The sequence below is a fragment of the Flavobacterium sufflavum genome, assembly GCF_004016525.1.
Taxonomy (GTDB): domain Bacteria; phylum Bacteroidota; class Bacteroidia; order Flavobacteriales; family Flavobacteriaceae; genus Flavobacterium; species Flavobacterium sufflavum.
This window is the reverse complement of sequence record NZ_SACJ01000001.1, coordinates 316,448-333,242: the sequence shown is the minus strand read 5'-3', so window position 1 is coordinate 333,242 and position 16,795 is coordinate 316,448. Positions and strand designations below refer to the sequence as shown.

The 16,795-nt window shown below is 35.0% G+C and carries 11 protein-coding genes; all 11 read left to right on the top strand.

Annotation, left to right across the window (positions count from 1 at the left end):
* The first annotated feature begins 221 nt into the window (after positions 1-221).
* Complete coding sequence (locus EOD40_RS01180) at positions 222-1,082, top strand: glycoside hydrolase family 16 protein (protein ID WP_128193069.1); 861 nt, start codon at positions 222-224, stop codon at positions 1,080-1,082.
* A 1-nt stretch (position 1,083) separates the two neighbouring features.
* On the top strand, positions 1,084-2,205 hold the full coding sequence (locus tag EOD40_RS01175) for a glycoside hydrolase family 43 protein (RefSeq protein ID WP_128193068.1): 1,122 nt from the start codon (positions 1,084-1,086) through the stop codon (positions 2,203-2,205).
* Positions 2,206-2,218: 13 nt separating this feature from the next.
* On the top strand, positions 2,219-3,415 hold the full coding sequence (locus EOD40_RS01170) for a hypothetical protein (protein ID WP_128193067.1): 1,197 nt from the start codon (positions 2,219-2,221) through the stop codon (positions 3,413-3,415).
* 202 nt (positions 3,416-3,617) lie between these two features.
* Positions 3,618-4,109, top strand: a complete 492-nt coding sequence (locus EOD40_RS01165) for a DUF4488 domain-containing protein (RefSeq protein ID WP_164905431.1) — start codon at positions 3,618-3,620, stop codon at positions 4,107-4,109.
* 289 nt (positions 4,110-4,398) lie between these two features.
* Positions 4,399-7,950 carry a family 78 glycoside hydrolase catalytic domain gene (locus EOD40_RS01160; RefSeq protein ID WP_128193065.1) on the top strand — a complete coding sequence of 1,184 codons (3,552 nt, stop codon included), beginning with the start codon at positions 4,399-4,401 and terminating at the stop codon, positions 7,948-7,950.
* An 18-nt stretch (positions 7,951-7,968) separates the two neighbouring features.
* Positions 7,969-10,401 (top strand): sugar-binding domain-containing protein, encoded by a 2,433-nt coding sequence (locus EOD40_RS01155; RefSeq protein WP_128193064.1) that lies wholly within the window; start codon positions 7,969-7,971, stop codon positions 10,399-10,401.
* A 132-nt stretch (positions 10,402-10,533) separates the two neighbouring features.
* Entirely contained in the window at positions 10,534-11,940 is a 1,407-nt protein-coding gene (locus EOD40_RS01150) for a glycoside hydrolase family 30 protein (protein ID WP_196781403.1), read from the top strand.
* A gap of 260 nt (positions 11,941-12,200) precedes the next feature.
* Positions 12,201-13,373 carry a glycoside hydrolase family 27 protein gene (locus tag EOD40_RS01145; protein WP_128193063.1) on the top strand — a complete coding sequence of 391 codons (1,173 nt, stop codon included), beginning with the start codon at positions 12,201-12,203 and terminating at the stop codon, positions 13,371-13,373.
* Positions 13,374-13,503: 130 nt separating this feature from the next.
* Positions 13,504-14,523, top strand: a complete 1,020-nt coding sequence (locus tag EOD40_RS01140; RefSeq protein ID WP_128193062.1) for an aldose epimerase family protein — start codon at positions 13,504-13,506, stop codon at positions 14,521-14,523.
* Between the two features lie 28 nt (positions 14,524-14,551).
* Positions 14,552-15,718 (top strand): galactokinase, encoded by a 1,167-nt coding sequence (galK, locus tag EOD40_RS01135; RefSeq protein ID WP_128193061.1) that lies wholly within the window; start codon positions 14,552-14,554, stop codon positions 15,716-15,718.
* Between the two features lie 5 nt (positions 15,719-15,723).
* Positions 15,724-16,773, top strand: coding sequence for a UDP-glucose--hexose-1-phosphate uridylyltransferase (locus EOD40_RS01130; protein WP_071186157.1), 1,050 nt, complete (start codon positions 15,724-15,726; stop codon positions 16,771-16,773).
* The last annotated feature ends 22 nt before the right edge of the window (positions 16,774-16,795 follow it).

The following is a 16,795-nucleotide window of genomic DNA, read 5'->3' as shown; positions in this document are numbered from 1 at the left end:
TAGAAGCAGCACAATAACAGAAGTTATTGTGCTGCTTTCTTTTTTGTCTTTTTAAAACTTTCGGTTATCAATTACGGGATTAGTAAAGTTTGAAATCCTGTTAATCAATGATAAAAATGATGAGTTTTTAGTTGAATAAAATTTCGTTTAAACCCAAATTATACTGAAAAAGAACCTAAAAACACCTGTGAAAATAGGTGTAATAACTAATTATGCTCTAAATGGAAAGAAAAAATTATTCCCAATTCTTATTTTTTTGTTTTGTATTGATACTCATCTCCGGTTGTGTTACAAACAAAGAAAAACCTTTTAAGAATAAGGATTATAAATTAGTTTGGAATGATGAATTTAATGTTAATGGTGCTCCGGATGAAAAGAATTGGAATTATGAAACAGGGTTTGTAAGGAATCTGGAAAATCAGTGGTATCAAAAAGAAAATGCCTTTTGTAAAGATGGTTTTTTAATTATTGAAGCCAGAAAAGAAAGCAAGGCTAATCCGGATTTTGTGTCTAAAGACCATCATGATTGGACCAAAAATAGAGATTCTATAAAGATAACTTCTTCCTGTTTAATTACTAGGGGGAAACATTCCTGGCAATACGGCCGATTCGAAATGCGAGCTAAAATTCCTGTTGGAAAAGGAATGTGGCCGGCATTTTGGACTTTGGGTGTAAAGGGAAATTGGCCAGCTAATGGCGAGATTGATATTATGGAATATTATATGGGGAAAATATTGGCCAATGTGGCGTGGAAATCTGATAAACCAGATACAGAGTGGGATAGTGCGACGGCGATGTTGAGTGATTTTAAAGAGGATTCCTGGGCTGATAAATTCCATATTTGGAGGATGGAATGGGATGCCTATTCGATTAAATTATATGTTGATGACCAATTGTTAAATGAAACTAGTGTAAAAGAAACCATGCTAAGGGCAAATCAAAAGATAATTCCATTCCAGCAACCTCATTATTTATTAGTGAATCTGGCAGTAGGAGGGATGAATGGTGGCGATTTCACAAATGCCAGTTTCCCTTCAAAATATGTGATAGATTATATCAGGGTTTATCAAAAAAAGAAGTAGAATGAAATTAATATTTTCAATAGTTTTAAGTTTAGTATCCTCTTTCATTTTTAGTCAGAACGATTCTTTCATTCCCGGAAAAGAATGGAAAGACACTAATGGTGTGCATATTAATGCTCATGGTGGAGGTATTATTTTTGTGAATGGAGTTTATTATTGGTACGGAGAGTATAAGACTGCCGGTCGTGGGGGAAATACATCCTTGCAGGGAGTTAGTTGTTATTCGTCAAAAGATTTGTACAATTGGACTAATGATGGCATTGTTTTAAGGGTTGAAAATAATCCTAATTCGGAGATAACCAAAGGCTGTATTATAGAACGTCCGAAAGTCGCCTTTAATAAAAAGACAGGCAAATATGTAATGTGGTTCCATCTAGAGTTAAAAGGTCAGGGTTATGATGCCGCCAGGGCAGCTGTTGCCATAAGTGATAATCCTAAAGGTCCTTTTAAATATATAAAATCCTATCGTCCCAATAAAGGAGTCTGGCCAATGAATTTTGATGATAAATTTAAATCCGCATCAATTGGAGAGCATCAATTAAAGTCATGGACACCAGAATGGCTGGAGGCGATTAAAAACGGAATGCTTGTTCGTAGGGATTTTGAAAAAGGACAAATGTCCAGAGATATGACTGTGTATGTTGATGACAACGATAAAGCCTATCTGATACACGCAGCAGAAGATAATTTGACACTTCACATGTCTGAACTTTCCGATGATTATTTAGACTTCACAGAAAAATGGACAAGAGTGGCACCAGCAGGGCATAATGAAGCACCAGCTGTTTTTAAACAAGATGGTGTTTATTATATGATTACTTCTGGTTGTACGGGTTGGGATCCGAATGAGGCACGTTCGTTTAGTTCAAAATCAATATGGGGACTTTGGGAATCTCTCGAAAATCCGTGCGTTGGGAAAGATGCTGCTCTTACATTTCATTCACAAAGTACTTATGTTTTGCCTGTTCAGGGGAAAAAAGGTCAATTTATTTTTATGGCAGATCGATGGAAACCGGATAACCCGATTGACGGGACTTATGTTTGGCTTCCCATTCAATTTGATAAGGGAAAGCCAATTTTAAAATGGTTTGATAAATGGGATTTAGATTTTTATAATAATTAACAAAAATAAAAGTATGAGAAAATGTTTTGATTTATTACTGTTGTTACTTCTAGTTATTTCTTCCTGTTCTTCAGGAAATGCTTCTGATGACACAATTGTTAAAGAACCAGATAATGTTGGAGTCTTGGCAACTTTAAAAACAAATGAAGCCGAAGATATTGCAGCAAGGCAAGCTTTAGTTTGGGGGATACTTGAGAATAATGGAGGGACTAGTGTTGTAGAACGTGGAGTGTGTTATGGAACAATAGCTAATCCAAACTATGAAGGGTCAAAAAGTATTGCAAGTGTTGTTAAGGGTACTGGTGAATTCAAAGCAGAGCTTACTAATCTGGAAGGAGGAACCGTTTATTATGCCCGAGCCTATGCGGTAAATAAAAAAGGGGTTGCCTATGGTAATCAAATTAGTTTTAAGACTAAAGATTTAGCTTCTCCATTATTGGTTTTAGGAGCAATTAAAGTTGCTGGTGCGCAGGATTTATTTTTTGATGTAGAGTTGAAAGAACACGGGGATTTAGCTATCCAGGAAATAGGATTGGTGTATAATACTGTAAAAGAGCCTACTGTTGCAAATAATAAAATAGCCAGAAGTACTGTTGAGAATAAATTTAAACAACGTATTACTAATTTAACCCCTGAAACTTTATATTACGTTAGACCATATGCAGTAACAACGAATGGTGTTTTATATGGAGAAGAATTTGTTATTAGTACTATAAAAAAAGGAAATTTTACTTATTCATTTAATCAAAATGGGGCTGATGCTGCAACTGTCAATCGAATAAAAGCAGCATTTGATTTGGCAACAACATATTATAATAATTTCACATCAATTGTTAAACATGTAACTGTAAATTACTCACCGGGTACACCTACTGCCGATGCTAATTTTGCTGGTTGGATTAATGTAGGTTCTAATGCAGCTTATCAAAAAGCAGGAACAGCAATGCACGAAATGGCTCATACAGTAGGTATTGGGCAACATTCCAAATATTGGGAACTAATGTATTCAGGTACATGGCATGGTAAGAGAGCTAATGAAATTTTGCAAATGATGACAAATGATCCTAATGCAGTAGTAAAAGGAGATAATACACATTTCTGGCCTTATGGGGTGAATGGATCTTGGGAAGATGATGGTAGTGATTTTCTTTATATGATGAATGCATTAATATTACAAGGAATGAAAGCTGATGGATTGCCTAGTAATTAATTATAGAATAAGATAAATAGGGTGTGTGTAAACAAGGCATAAATGGAGTAATTTATTTATGCCTTGTTTTTCTAGTAGTAATTTTTAAAAACTGGTAGGAACTGCTGTTGAAAATTTAATTAAAGGTATGGTTTTGAATTTCATACTTTTAGAAAAACCAAATGAACAAATTATAATTTTTAGGAACCAAAAAAAACTTATTATGAAGCACATTTTTACATTATTGATTGTTGTTTTTTCTGCAACATTATCGGCGCAGACAGAACAAAACCATATTCCTGTTTCAAAATCAATTGTTGGAATTTGGCGGCTAATAGACGAAAAAACACTTATTAATGGCGAATCTATAAAAATAGTAACAGGAAACTACAAAGTAATTAATGCTGATGGCACCTATTACACGTTTGTAACTTGGCCTAATGAAACAACAATTGCACAATATGGATCTTACGAAATAGAATCAGACAGTACTTTAGTGGAGCACATCATAAAGCATGTGCTACACCCTAGTCTAAGTGGAAAAAATTCACCTATTAAATACAGCTTGATAGATGAAAATACGATGATTGTGGCTTGGAGTTATAATCTAGATGGAAATATTTGGATAAATGAAAAATGGATTCGTTTGCCTTTGGCTGTTCCAACAAGGGCCAGCGGTGTAAAGCTTGTGCATCCTGGGACTCAAAAGCAGTAATTTTGATGACTTTGATGCCTAATAAAAAACACACTAAGCCAAACAATATGAAAAAAAAAATTTGTTGATTTATTATCTAAGTTGTTAAACTTATCAAGCAGCGGAGCATAAATAGAGTCTCTGAAATTCGAAAGAATGTTGGATTTTTATGTATGCTTTGTTTTTTTATCTAGTGGCTTCATTTGAAAAACTGGTGGGAACTGGTGTTGAAAACTGGATTTAATACATAGCTTTGAATTTCATGTTTTTAAAAAAGCATTTATAACCAGTATTCTAATTCATATATTTAATGAAATCCTTTAAATTATTTTTTTTCTTATTTCTGGCTATGCCTGCATTTGTTTTTGGAGCTGATATCCAAATCACGAACCTCAAGGTAGAAAATGCAGTAACTCCTATAGGTCTTGATGTGCCTCAGCCCGTTTTTAGTTGGCAAATGGAAACATCAAGCAAAAACAGAGGCTATTACCAAAATGCCTACCAAATTATTGTAACCAATAATCAGGGGAATGAGGTTTGGAATACCGGAAAAGTAAAAAATGGAGAATCCATTAACATTAAATACAAAGGCGAAAACTTTATGCCCACAACTTTGTACAATTGGACAGTTAGTGTTTGGGATCAAAAAGGGAAAAAATATTCCGCAAAGTCTTGGTTTGAAACTGGTTTATTGAATCCTAAAATGGTGACGAATTTGGATTCAGATAAAGAAACAACTGCATGGTATGGAGCAAAATGGATTGGTGGTAATGCCAATGATATGGTTTTGCATTCCCAATATCTTCCAGTTTTTATTATTAATAGTACGATACAGTTGGATCAAAAGTTACAATCGACCAAAGCATCTTTAATTTATGGTGCTAATGATCAAAGATTAATGGATCGAAATAAAAATCAGTACAAACTGGAAAACAAGAACGGTGAAAGTTATATTCAGGTTGAATTAGATATTGCCTCTTTGAATTCAGATGGAAAAGCAAAGCTGAATATTTATCGGGTAGGTTATTATCCAAATGATAAAAAAGAAACTCCTTTTAAAAGTTTTCCTATTCCGAATTCGATTATTAATAAAGACAACAAGTATAATCCGCATACTGTAAGTCTTCAAAGCTGTTTGGGAGTTACTAAAATTTATATCGATAGGAACTTAAAGGAAAATCTGGTAGCTAATCTCAATCTAAATCCATTAGGAGCTGGAGGCGATTTTATAGCTTTTCCTGTAGTGGGCGATATTGGTTTTTTAGTGTCTAAAGGAGAAAAAGCGCAATTTTCTAAAATTGAAATTAAAAATTACCGAAGTCCTTCGAATGTGATTTTTTCTGATAATGGTAATACTCCAGGTATATTCTCCTCATTTAAAGAAGTAACTGTTGAAAATAATAGCTATGCTGTAACGGGAGGAAATAATGGAGCTTTTGTTTTGGCTAATCCAAGTCAGAATTCCATGCCAATGTTGCGTACCGTATTCGGAATCGATTCTCCTAAAATAAGTAAAGCGCGATTGTATGTTACGGCACGTGGTATTTATGATGTTTATTTAAATGGGGAAAAAATAGGAGACGATTATTTTAATCCGGGGCTAACACAATACAATAAAACCCATTTGTACCAAACCTATGATGTAACGGCAAATATCCGCGAAGGAAACAATGTTTTGGGAGCCATTCTCGGAGAAGGCTGGTGGAGTGGCGGTAGCACATTTGTTGGTGATAACTGGAATTTTTTTGGTGATCGTCAATCGATGCTGGCTAAACTGGTAGTTACTTATACCGATGGAAGCGAAAAAATTATCACAACTAATCCTGAAACATGGACGTATTTTAATGATGGACCAGTAAAGTATAGCAGTTTTTTTCAGGGTGAAGTCTATGATGCACAAAAAGAAAAAGCAATTGAAGGCTGGAGTACAGCCGGATATGATGCGTCCCGTTGGAATCAGGCGGTAGCCATAGGAACAAATGGATTTGTAAGTTCAGAAGGAACGGTTAATCTACCCCACTTTAACAATTTTACCGATGCTCAATTAACAGGGCAGTTTGGTACAACCGTTAAACCCATTAAAGAATTAACGGCTCAATCGGTTACAGAAGTTCGTCCGGGTGTTTTTGTTTATGATATGGGACAAAACATGGTAGGCGTGCCAAAAATTATGCTGACCAATATAGAAAAAGGAAAAACCATCACATTGCGTTATGCCGAAGTTTTGTATCCTAATTTACCTGAATATAAAGGAAATGAAGATTTACTGATGCTTGAAAATGTTAGGGCAGCCATGTCACAAGATATTTATGTAACCAAAGGAGGTAACGAAATCCTAACGCCACGATTTACATTTCACGGCTATCGTTATATAGAAATTACTGGAATAGAAAAAGCTTTACCCTTAAGTGATGTTAAAGGAACGGTATTGAGTTCTATTCATCAATTGTCTTCTCATTACCAAACCTCAAATCCTTTGGTAAATAAATTATGGGAAAATATTACCTGGTCAACCTATGGAAATTTTCTATCGATACCTACCGATTGTCCGCAGCGCAATGAACGTTTGGGATGGAGTGGCGATATTTCGGTTTTTTCTAGAACTGCAGTTCATTTATCAGATGTGAAACAATTTCTGAAAAGACACATGCTGGCGATGCGGGATATACAAAGGGAAGATGGACGTTTTCCGGATGTAGCTCCTATAGGTGTTGGATTTGGAGAAACCATGTGGGGAAGTGCAGGGATTACAGTTGCCTGGGAAAACTATTTGCAATATGGAGATACAAGTTTGTTAGAAGAGCATTATGAGGCTATGAAAAATTATGTCAATTACCTTATAGCCGATATTGATAAGCAAACTGGTGTTTTCAAAGAAAAAGAAAGAAATACCTGGGGATCACTAGGAGATTGGCTGAGTTTAGAAGATTCAAAAAACGAAAAAACACTATTTTGGGAAGCCTATTTTATTTATGATTTGGAAATTATGTCTAAGGTGGCAACGCTATTAGATAAAAAGAAAGATCAGGAACATTTTTCAGAATATTACAAACAGCGTAAAGATTTTTTCAATAAAACCTACATTGATAAAGCAACAGGGAAAACGTCTTTTAGAGGTAAAATTGTAGATACACAAACGTCTTATGTGTTGCCTTTTGCCTTTGCTATTTTGAATAAAGAGAATTCAGATTTGGCTATAAAGCCGTTTGTGGCTTCCATACAAAGAGAAAATAAAACAGATCAAGGTGTTGTTTGTCCGCCCTATTCATTAATGACAGGATTTATTGGTACTGCATGGGTGAATAAAGCACTTTCGGATAATGGATATTCGAATGTTGCCTATCAATTATTACAAAATAAATCGTATCCTTCGTGGTTGTATCCTGTCACCCAGGGAGCCACGACTATTTGGGAACGATTAAATTCATATACACATAAAGACGGATTTGGAGGAAATAATAATATGAATTCGTTTAATCATTACGCTTTTGGAGCGGTAGGAGCATGGATGTATAATTATTCGTTAGGAATTCTACGAGACGATAATGCACCTGGATTTAAACATTTCGTTTTGCAACCAGAACCAGATACTACCGGACAAATGACTTTTGCAAATGGATATTATGATTCGATGTACGGACGTATTGAAAGTAGTTGGGAAGCAAAAAATGGCAAATATGAGTTCCGTTTTGTTGTGCCTGCCAATACAAACGCAACACTTTATCTACCAGCTTTAAAACAAAGTGATGTAACGATAATTGGAAAAAAGAACGGAATCAAATTTTTGAATATAGAAAATAATAAGGCTGTTTTTAAAGTGGAATCTGGAGAATATAATTTCGAAACAGTTATTACTAACTAAATTAATTACCAAAAAGCAATGATGAAAAGTATACAATTTGTAGCATCTTTATTTTTACTTAGTTTGTTGACACTGAATTGTGTTTCAGCTCAGACGGAAAAGAAGAGTGATTTTGAAGGAAATCAAAATTTCAATGCGGATTGGAAATTTGAATTGGGAGATTCACCTGAGAATAGTTCGGAAAATTTAGACGATAAGAATTGGAGAAAATTAGATTTGCCACACGATTGGAGTATTGAAGGGAAATCAGAACGAAATAATCCAAGTGCTGGCGATGGCGGATTTTTTCCAATGGGAATTGGATGGTATAGAAAAGCATTTTCCGTACCTGCTGAATGGAAAAACCAAAAAGTAGCCATCTATTTTGAAGGGGTTTATATGAACGCTGAGATTTTTGTGAATGGGAAATCAGTAGGGATTCAGCCTTATGGTTATACTTCTTTTGAATATGATTTGACATCTTATTTAAAATTTGGACAACAGAATACCATTGCTGTTAAAGTAGATAATTCGAAACAAAAAAATAGCAGATGGTACAGTGGTTCAGGGATTTATCGTCATGTATGGTTGAAGGTGAAAAATCCTATTCATATAAAAAACTGGGGAGTTGCTATCAGTACGCCGGAAGTAAATAATTCGAATGCAATAGTTCAAGTTAAGACTATCGTGAAAAACGAAACAGTCAGTCCTCAAAGTATTTTGCTTTCAACGAATATTACAGATAAAAAAGGAAGAGGAGTAGTCAGTGCTGATACTAAAATCGAATTGCAATCGAATGAAGAAAAAGAAGTAACTCAAAATATAACGGTTAAAAATCCTGTGTTGTGGTCGCTAGAAACGCCTAATATGTATCAAGCAAAATTAACAGTCAAAAAAGAGGCTAAGATTGTAGATGAGATTACAAAGAATTTTGGAATTAGAACTATTGAGTTTACTCCCGAAAAAGGATTTGTGTTAAACGGCAAAAAGATAGAGTTAAACGGAGGTTGTGTGCATCATGATAACGGAGCTTTAGGAGCTGCAGCTTATGACCGTGCCGAAGTAAGGAAAGTAGAATTGTTAAAAGCTGCGGGATTCAATGCGCTAAGAACATCGCATAATCCTCCTTCGGAAGTTTTTTTAGATGCCTGTGACCGATTGGGAATGTTGGTGATAGATGAAGCTTTTGATGGATGGAGAACACAAAAAACTACCTATGATTACGCCAGTATTTTTGATAAATGGTGGAAACACGATGTAGAATCTATGGTTTTGCGCGATAGAAACCATCCTTCCATTATTATGTGGAGTATTGGTAATGAAATTATTGAAAGAAAAGAACCGGCAGCGGTTGAAACGGCAAAGATGCTGGCTAATGCTGTGCGAAATATAGATGTGACACGCCCGGTAACTTCGGCGATGACCACTTGGGATAAGTCATGGGAGATTTTTGATCCGTTAATGGCGGCACACGATGTGGCAGGATATAATTATCAGTTGCATCATGCTGAATCCGATCATGCCAGAGTGCCTTCGCGAATTATTGTGCAAACGGAGTCTTATCCTAAAGATGCTTTTGCCAATTGGAATCTGGTGCAGAAACACAATTATATCATAGGCGATTTTGTATGGACAGCCATGGATTATTTAGGGGAATCAGGTATTGGTCGTTATGTGTATCCGGGTGAACCGGCTGGCGAACATTGGGAAGCGAATTTATATCCTTGGCATGGGGCTTATTGTGGTGATGTGGATTTAACAGGATGGAGAAAACCCATTTCTCATTATCGAAGTATGTTGTATAACAATAATGAGAAAATTTATATGGCAGTACGCGAGCCCAATCCCGAAAGTGGAGCAATTAAATTGACTTCCTGGGCAGTTTGGCCTACATGGGAAAGTTGGACCTGGCCAGGTCAGGAAGGAAAAAATATTGAAGTAGAAGTATATTCGAAATATCCTAAAGTAAGACTCTACCTGAATGATAAGGTTATTGGTGAAAAAGAAACGGGTTTGAGTCAGGAGTTTAAAGCAACTTTTGCAATTCCGTTTGCTAGTGGAAAATTGAGAGCAGTAGGTATAGAAAATAATAAGGAAGTAGAATCGGTTTTGTTACAAACAGCCCAACAACCAACTAAAATAAAATTGACTGCCGACCGTAAAGAAATAGCTGCCGATGGTCAGGATTTATCTTATATAACGGTTGAGATTACAGATGATAAAGGTGTTTTGAATCCAAATGCAGCAAACCAACTTAAATTTAATGTTTCAGGTCCCGGAGTTATAGTAGGTGTTGATAATGCTAATTTAAAAGATACCGATTTGTATGCGGCCAATACCCGTAAAGCATGGCACGGACGTGCGATAGTGATTATTAAAAGCACAAAGAAATCTGGAGCTATTAATTTTGAAGTTACTTCGCCAGGTTTGGAAACCGCAATTATTAAATTGAAAACGATTAAAGGTAAATAGCATAGTATGTAATTGCTAGATTGTTTCATTTTAATTAATCTAGTGGCTATTTTAAAAAACCGGTAGGATCCGGTCTGTATCGATGAAGTTTCTTTCTATTTTTACTTTAGATATTAATTTAAAAATCAATTAATGGTGGGGAAAAATATTACGATGCTGTTTTTAGTTTTATTAATTACATTCGGAGTCAATGCTCAGAAAGTAACTTGGAAGTATACTACTGAAAAAGAACCATGGAAAAAAGGTACAGATTTAAGTTTTAAGAAATCAAGCGAAAAAGCTGATATTGCTATTTATCCTGACAAAAAGCTGCAAAAAATGGACGGATTTGGAGCTTGTTTTAATGAATTAGGTTGGGAAGTTTTGCAGGCTGTGGATCAAAAAACAAGAAATACTATTATTACCGATTTATTTTCAGCTGAAGGTGTGAATTTCTCTTTGTGTAGAATTCCATTAGGCTCTAATGACTATTCATTTAATTATTATTCTTATAACGATGTTCCTGAGGATTTTGAAATGAAAAATTTCAGTATTGATAGAGATCGATACATTCTTATTCCATATATAAAATCGGCTATGGCCATTAAGCCTAATTTACAAATATGGGCGTCACCATGGTCTCCTCCATTGTGGATGAAAGTTAACAATCATTACGCTATGGGATCCTATAATGGCGATAAGACTATGAATGAGGGGCAGGCTATTAGAAATAATGCAACAGCTTTTAAAATGGAAAATAGGTATTTACAAGCTTATGCATTGTATTTTTCAAAATTTGTCGAGGCATATGAGAAAGAAGGTATTGATATTTCGTCGGTTATGGTGCAAAATGAACCTATTTATCAACCTCATTGGCAAAGTTGTACATGGCGACCTGACGATTTAGCTTATTTTATTGGTAAGTTTTTGGGGCCTCAGTTTCAAAAATCGGCTACCAAAGCTGATCTTTGGTTGGGTACAGTTAATTCTGGAGATCCGAATTATACCCGTACTATATTGAATGACAAGGAAGCTTCTAAATATATTAAGGGACTTGGAGTGCAATGGGATGCTAAAAATGCTATTGCTACTATCAATAAAGAGTTTCCAAATATGCCTATCATGCAAACAGAGTCTGAATGTGGAAATGGAGACAGAAACTGGAAATCGGCTGAATATACATGGTCATTAATCAATACCTATTTGACAAATGGAGCAAATAGTTATATGTATTGGAATATGGTATTGGATCCATCTGGAGCAAGTACATGGGGATGGAAACAAAATGCTATGATAACTATTGATAAGGAAACAAAAAAAGTAAGCTATAATCCTGAATATTATTTAATGAAGCATTTAAGTCATTATGTATTGCCCGGAGCTTACAGGCTTGAAACTTCTGGTGGAAAAGATCATTTGGCTTTTGTAAACCCAAATGGAGAAATTGTTTTAATGGTTATGAATAAAGATGAAGAAACTAAGCTTGTTACATTGGCTGTAAATGACAAACAGGTTTCATTACAATTAAAAGGAAAGTCTATGAATACATTTACATTTTAAATATAAAAGTCAATTTGATGTATTTATATTTGTTTTTTTAGAAAAAAAATAAGTATTAGAAAGGTACTATATTATTAAACGAGGCATAAATGGAGTCATTCATTTATGCTTTTTGTTTTAGTTTTAGTTTGTCTAGTAGCTTTTTAAAATAACCTTAGGTACTGGTGTTGTTGGTTTGGTTTTATGTATAATTTTGGATTTAATGTTTTAATTTTAGAATAAAAAATAATTAACTAATAACCAATAAACCAACTCAATAAATGATTTCAAATAATAAATTTTCGATAGTTAAATGGATTACAGTTTTACTTGTAAACGGTATTCTTTGCGCTCAGGAAGCTAAGCCGCCAATAATGGGTTGGAGTAGCTGGAACAATTTTCGTGTTAATATCAATGAAGATATAATTAAAGAACAGGCTGATGCAATGATTAGTTCTGGATTATATGATGCAGGTTATCGCTATATTAATATTGATGACGGTTATTTTGGAGGCAGGGATTCTTCAGGAAATCTCTATCCTAATAGTGCTAAATTTCCATCAGGGATGAAAGCTTTGGCAGATTATATTCATAGTAAAAAACTTAAGGCAGGAATCTATACTGATGCTGGAATAAATACCTGTGGTTCTATTCATGATAAAGATGAAAAAGGTATTGGAGTTGGTATTTATGGGCATATAGATCAGGATTGCAATACTTTTTTTAATACATGGGGATATGATTTTCTAAAAGTAGACTGGTGTGGTGGTGAAAGAATGAAACTCAACGAAAAAGCTGAATATACCAAGATTATTAATGCTGTTAAGATTATCAATAAAGATTTGGTTTTTAATATTTGCCGATGGCAGTTTCCCGGCGAATGGGCAATAGATAAGGCTGATTCCTGGAGGATATCCTCCGATATCAGAGAGAAATTCTCTTCCATTCTTAAAATCATAGATTTGAATGCCGATTTGTATAAATACGCATCAGCCGGGCATTATAATGATATGGATATGCTACAGGTAGGTAGGGGTATGAGTTATGATGAAGATAAGACTCATTTTTCTATGTGGTGTATGCTTAATTCTCCTCTGTTAGCGGGGAACGACCTTAGAAACATGTCTAAAGAAACTATAGAAATTCTGACCAATAAAGAAGTAATTGCGTTAAATCAAGACAAAGGATTTTATCAGGGCAGAAGAATATTCAAAGAAGGAAGTATAGAGGTTTGGGAAAAATTACTGGGTAAAAATGGACAGGATGGTAAAGCTATTGCTGTGATGAACCGTGGCGGAAACGCTGTCAATTTTGTTTTAAAACCAGAATTAGTAGGTCTTAAAAAGTCGACAGAAATACGGGATTTGTGGCAGCATAAAAAGTTGAGGGAAATAAAGAAGGGAATGAAATTTAAAATTCCTAAACACGGTATAGTGGTGTTGCTTACAGAATAATAGCAATAGATTGTATATAAATTATTTATCTAGTGGCTATTTTTAAAAACTGGTAGGTAGTGGTATAGTTTAATGAGGTTTATTTCTATTTTTGCTATCGAAATCAAATAAATGAAAAATAAACCACATTATGTCTACTTCTGAAAATAATTTATCCCATTTAGAGTCTGCTGTTACTTCTTTTTATGAGTTAACCAATAAAAATGGTGCACAGCTTAAAGTAATTCCTTTTGGAGCTACCGTTACAGCATTGAAAATTCCGTTGAAGAGCGGCGAAATTGTAGATGTGGTTTTAGGATTTGATACTGTTGAAGGCTATGAGAAATCCTTTCAATTAGATGGTTCTCCTTATATGGGAGCTACTGTGGGGCGTTATGCAGGGAGAATTAACGAAGGAAAATTTGAGCTTAATGGAAAAAGTTACCAATTGGCTATAAATAATGGGCCTAATTCTTTACACGGTGGGATTGCTAATTTTAGCAAAAAAAACTGGAATGTAGATGCGGTAACAACTGGCGAAAATCCATCGATTACGTTGAGCTATGTTAGCACTGCTAATGAAGAGAATTATCCGGGAGAACTTTCGGTAAGTTTGACTTATACTTTATCTGAGGAAAACGAATTGATTATCGAATACAAAGCTACCACTACCGAAGATACTATTATCAATTTAACACATCACAGTTATTTTAATCTTGACGGGCACAAATCGGATGTTTCTGGGCAGGATTTAATTGTTCATGCGCAAAAAGTAGTTGAAACCAGAGAAGATTGTATTCCAACAGGAAATATTCTGGAAGTTGCCAATACTGTATTCGATTATAGAACGGCAAAAAAATGTCCTGCAACTATCGACAACACTTTTGTAGTGGAGAATAATGATGAAGTGAAAGCTACACTTTTTAGTCCTGCGACTAATTTAAAAATGGATGTTTACACAGATCAGCCTGGGGTTCATATCTATGTAGGCGGAAATTGTGGTCCTGACTTAAAAGGGAAAGAAAATGCAACTTATCACGCCTTAAGCGGAATTTGTTTTGAAACCCAAAATTTTCCGGATGCTCCAAATCACGCTAATTTTCCAAGTGCCATTTTGAAGAAAGACGCTATTTACGGGCATAAAACGACTTATAAATTTGAATCACTATAAAATCTAATACTACTTCAATTTCTAACCAATGAATGATATTTTAATTAATAAAACAACAAGCTATTTTAAGGAAACTTTTGGTTCTGAGCCAACAAAAATAGTGCTTTCTCCAGGGAGAATCAACATCATCGGGGAGCATATCGATTACAATGACGGTTATGTTTTGCCTGCTGCTATCGATAAGATTATTTGTTTTGCTTTTGCAAAAAACAACACCAATACTTCTAAAGTAATTGCTTTAGACCTGAATGATTCTTTTGAAATTGATGTTACGGCTGAGGTAAAATTAGACGATAACGATTGGACTAATTATATTAGAGGGGTAATCAACCAGTTAAAAATAAACGGATTTCAATTGGAAGGTGTAAACTGTGTTTTCAGTAGTAATATTCCTGTGGGTTCCGGATTGTCTTCTTCTGCGGCTTTAGAATGTGGATTCTTATTTGGAATGAACGATTTATTCAACTTGAATATCAAACCAATTGATATTGCCTTGTTAGGACAAAAAGCCGAGCATTGGGTGGGAATCAAATGCGGAATTATGGATCAGTTTTCAAGTGTGATGGGACTGGAAGATAAAGTAATCAAGATTGATTGCCGCACTTTAGAGTACACTTACCACGATGCTAATTTCAGCGATTATTCATTGATTTTGTTTGATTCGAATGTAAAACACTCATTGATGACTTCGGCTTACAACGAAAGAAGACAGCAGTGTGAAGAAGGAATTGCAATTGTTAAAGCAAATTTCCCTGAGATAAAAAGCTTTAGAGATTGTACGGAACAAACCATAATTGATTTGAAAGACAAAATGAGTCACGACGTTTTTAGACGTTCTCTTTTTGTAGTAAAAGAAATCAACCGTGTTATCCAGGCTTGTGAAGCATTAGACAATGGAAAAATTGAATTGTTAGGCGAACTGATGTTTGCTACTCATGATGGCTTGTCTAAAGATTATGAAGTAAGCTGCGAAGAGCTGGATTTATTAGTAGATTTGGCTAAAGAAGAAACTGCAGTTATCGGTTCTAGATTAATGGGTGGCGGTTTTGGAGGCTGCACCATCAACCTGGTTAAAAAAGGACAGGAACAACAAATCAAAGATAAATTTTCGAAATTATATACCGAAGCTTTCGGAATCGAATTGAAAATTTATGACGTTAAAGTAAGTAACGGAACATCACTATACACTAAATAATGACTATGAGAAAGTTTGATATCAACGAAGATCCGCATAGAAGATATAATCCTTTGATTAATGAATGGGTTTTAGTTTCACCACATCGTTCAAAAAGACCTTGGCAAGGACAAAAAGAAGCGGTAAATACTGTTGCATTGCCAGAATATGATCCGGAATGTTATTTATGTGCTGGAAATGTTCGTGCTAATGGCGAAGTAAATCCGGCTTACGAAAGCAGTTTTGTTTTCGAAAATGACTTTGCTGCGCTTAAACAGGAACCAATTGATTTTGGAGGAAATGAAGAAGGAAGTTTCTTCAAGGCACAGCCTGAAAGAGGAATTTCAAGAGTGGTTTGTTTTTCACCAAGACATGATTTGACTTTACCGGAAATGGATGTGGATGGTATCGTGAATATTATTCATACCTGGCAAAAAGAATACACTGATTTAGGTAATGTTGATTACATCAATCACGTACAAATTTTTGAAAATAAAGGAAGTGTAATGGGATGTAGTAATCCGCATCCACACGGACAAATCTGGGCTCAGTCTTCATTGCCAACACAGGTGGAGAAAACCCAAAACAATTTGAAAGCCTATTTTGAAAAAAATGGTACTAATCTTTTGCAGGATTATCTAAAAGAAGAATTAAAAGTAAAAGAGCGTGTGGTTGTTGAGAACGATCATTTTGCTGCAATTGTTCCTTTTTGGGCAATCTGGCCTTTTGAAACCATGATTGTTAGCAAACGTCATATTACTAAAATCACGGATTTTACTGAAGATGAGGTAGCTGCTTTTGCTGTTATTTTGAAACAATTAACAACAAAATACGACAATCTTTTCGAAACCTCATTCCCTTATTCTTCAGGAATTCACCAGGCTCCAACAGATGGTGAAGAGCATCCGGAATGGCAATTTCACATGCATTTTTACCCACCATTGTTGCGTTCGGCTTCAGTGAAAAAATTTATGGTAGGTTATGAGATGATGGGGGAATCTCAAAGAGATATTACGCCAGAGAAGAGTGCCGAAATGTTGAGAAACTTATCTGAGGTACATTACAAACAAAAATAACTAAACTGATATTTAAAAAAAC

Coding starts and splice junctions, on each gene's coding strand:
- EOD40_RS01145 (WP_128193063.1), top strand. CDS start 12,201: ATGATTTCAAATAATAAATTTTCGATAGTTAAATGGATTACAGTTTTA.
- EOD40_RS01160 (WP_128193065.1), top strand. CDS start 4,399: ATGAAATCCTTTAAATTATTTTTTTTCTTATTTCTGGCTATGCCTGCA.
- EOD40_RS01175 (WP_128193068.1), top strand. CDS start 1,084: ATGAAATTAATATTTTCAATAGTTTTAAGTTTAGTATCCTCTTTCATT.
- EOD40_RS01140 (WP_128193062.1), top strand. CDS start 13,504: ATGTCTACTTCTGAAAATAATTTATCCCATTTAGAGTCTGCTGTTACT.
- galK (WP_128193061.1), top strand. CDS start 14,552: ATGAATGATATTTTAATTAATAAAACAACAAGCTATTTTAAGGAAACT.
- EOD40_RS01170 (WP_128193067.1), top strand. CDS start 2,219: ATGAGAAAATGTTTTGATTTATTACTGTTGTTACTTCTAGTTATTTCT.
- EOD40_RS01150 (WP_196781403.1), top strand. CDS start 10,534: ATGGTGGGGAAAAATATTACGATGCTGTTTTTAGTTTTATTAATTACA.
- EOD40_RS01155 (WP_128193064.1), top strand. CDS start 7,969: ATGATGAAAAGTATACAATTTGTAGCATCTTTATTTTTACTTAGTTTG.
- EOD40_RS01180 (WP_128193069.1), top strand. CDS start 222: ATGGAAAGAAAAAATTATTCCCAATTCTTATTTTTTTGTTTTGTATTG.
- EOD40_RS01130 (WP_071186157.1), top strand. CDS start 15,724: ATGAGAAAGTTTGATATCAACGAAGATCCGCATAGAAGATATAATCCT.
- EOD40_RS01165 (WP_164905431.1), top strand. CDS start 3,618: ATGAAGCACATTTTTACATTATTGATTGTTGTTTTTTCTGCAACATTA.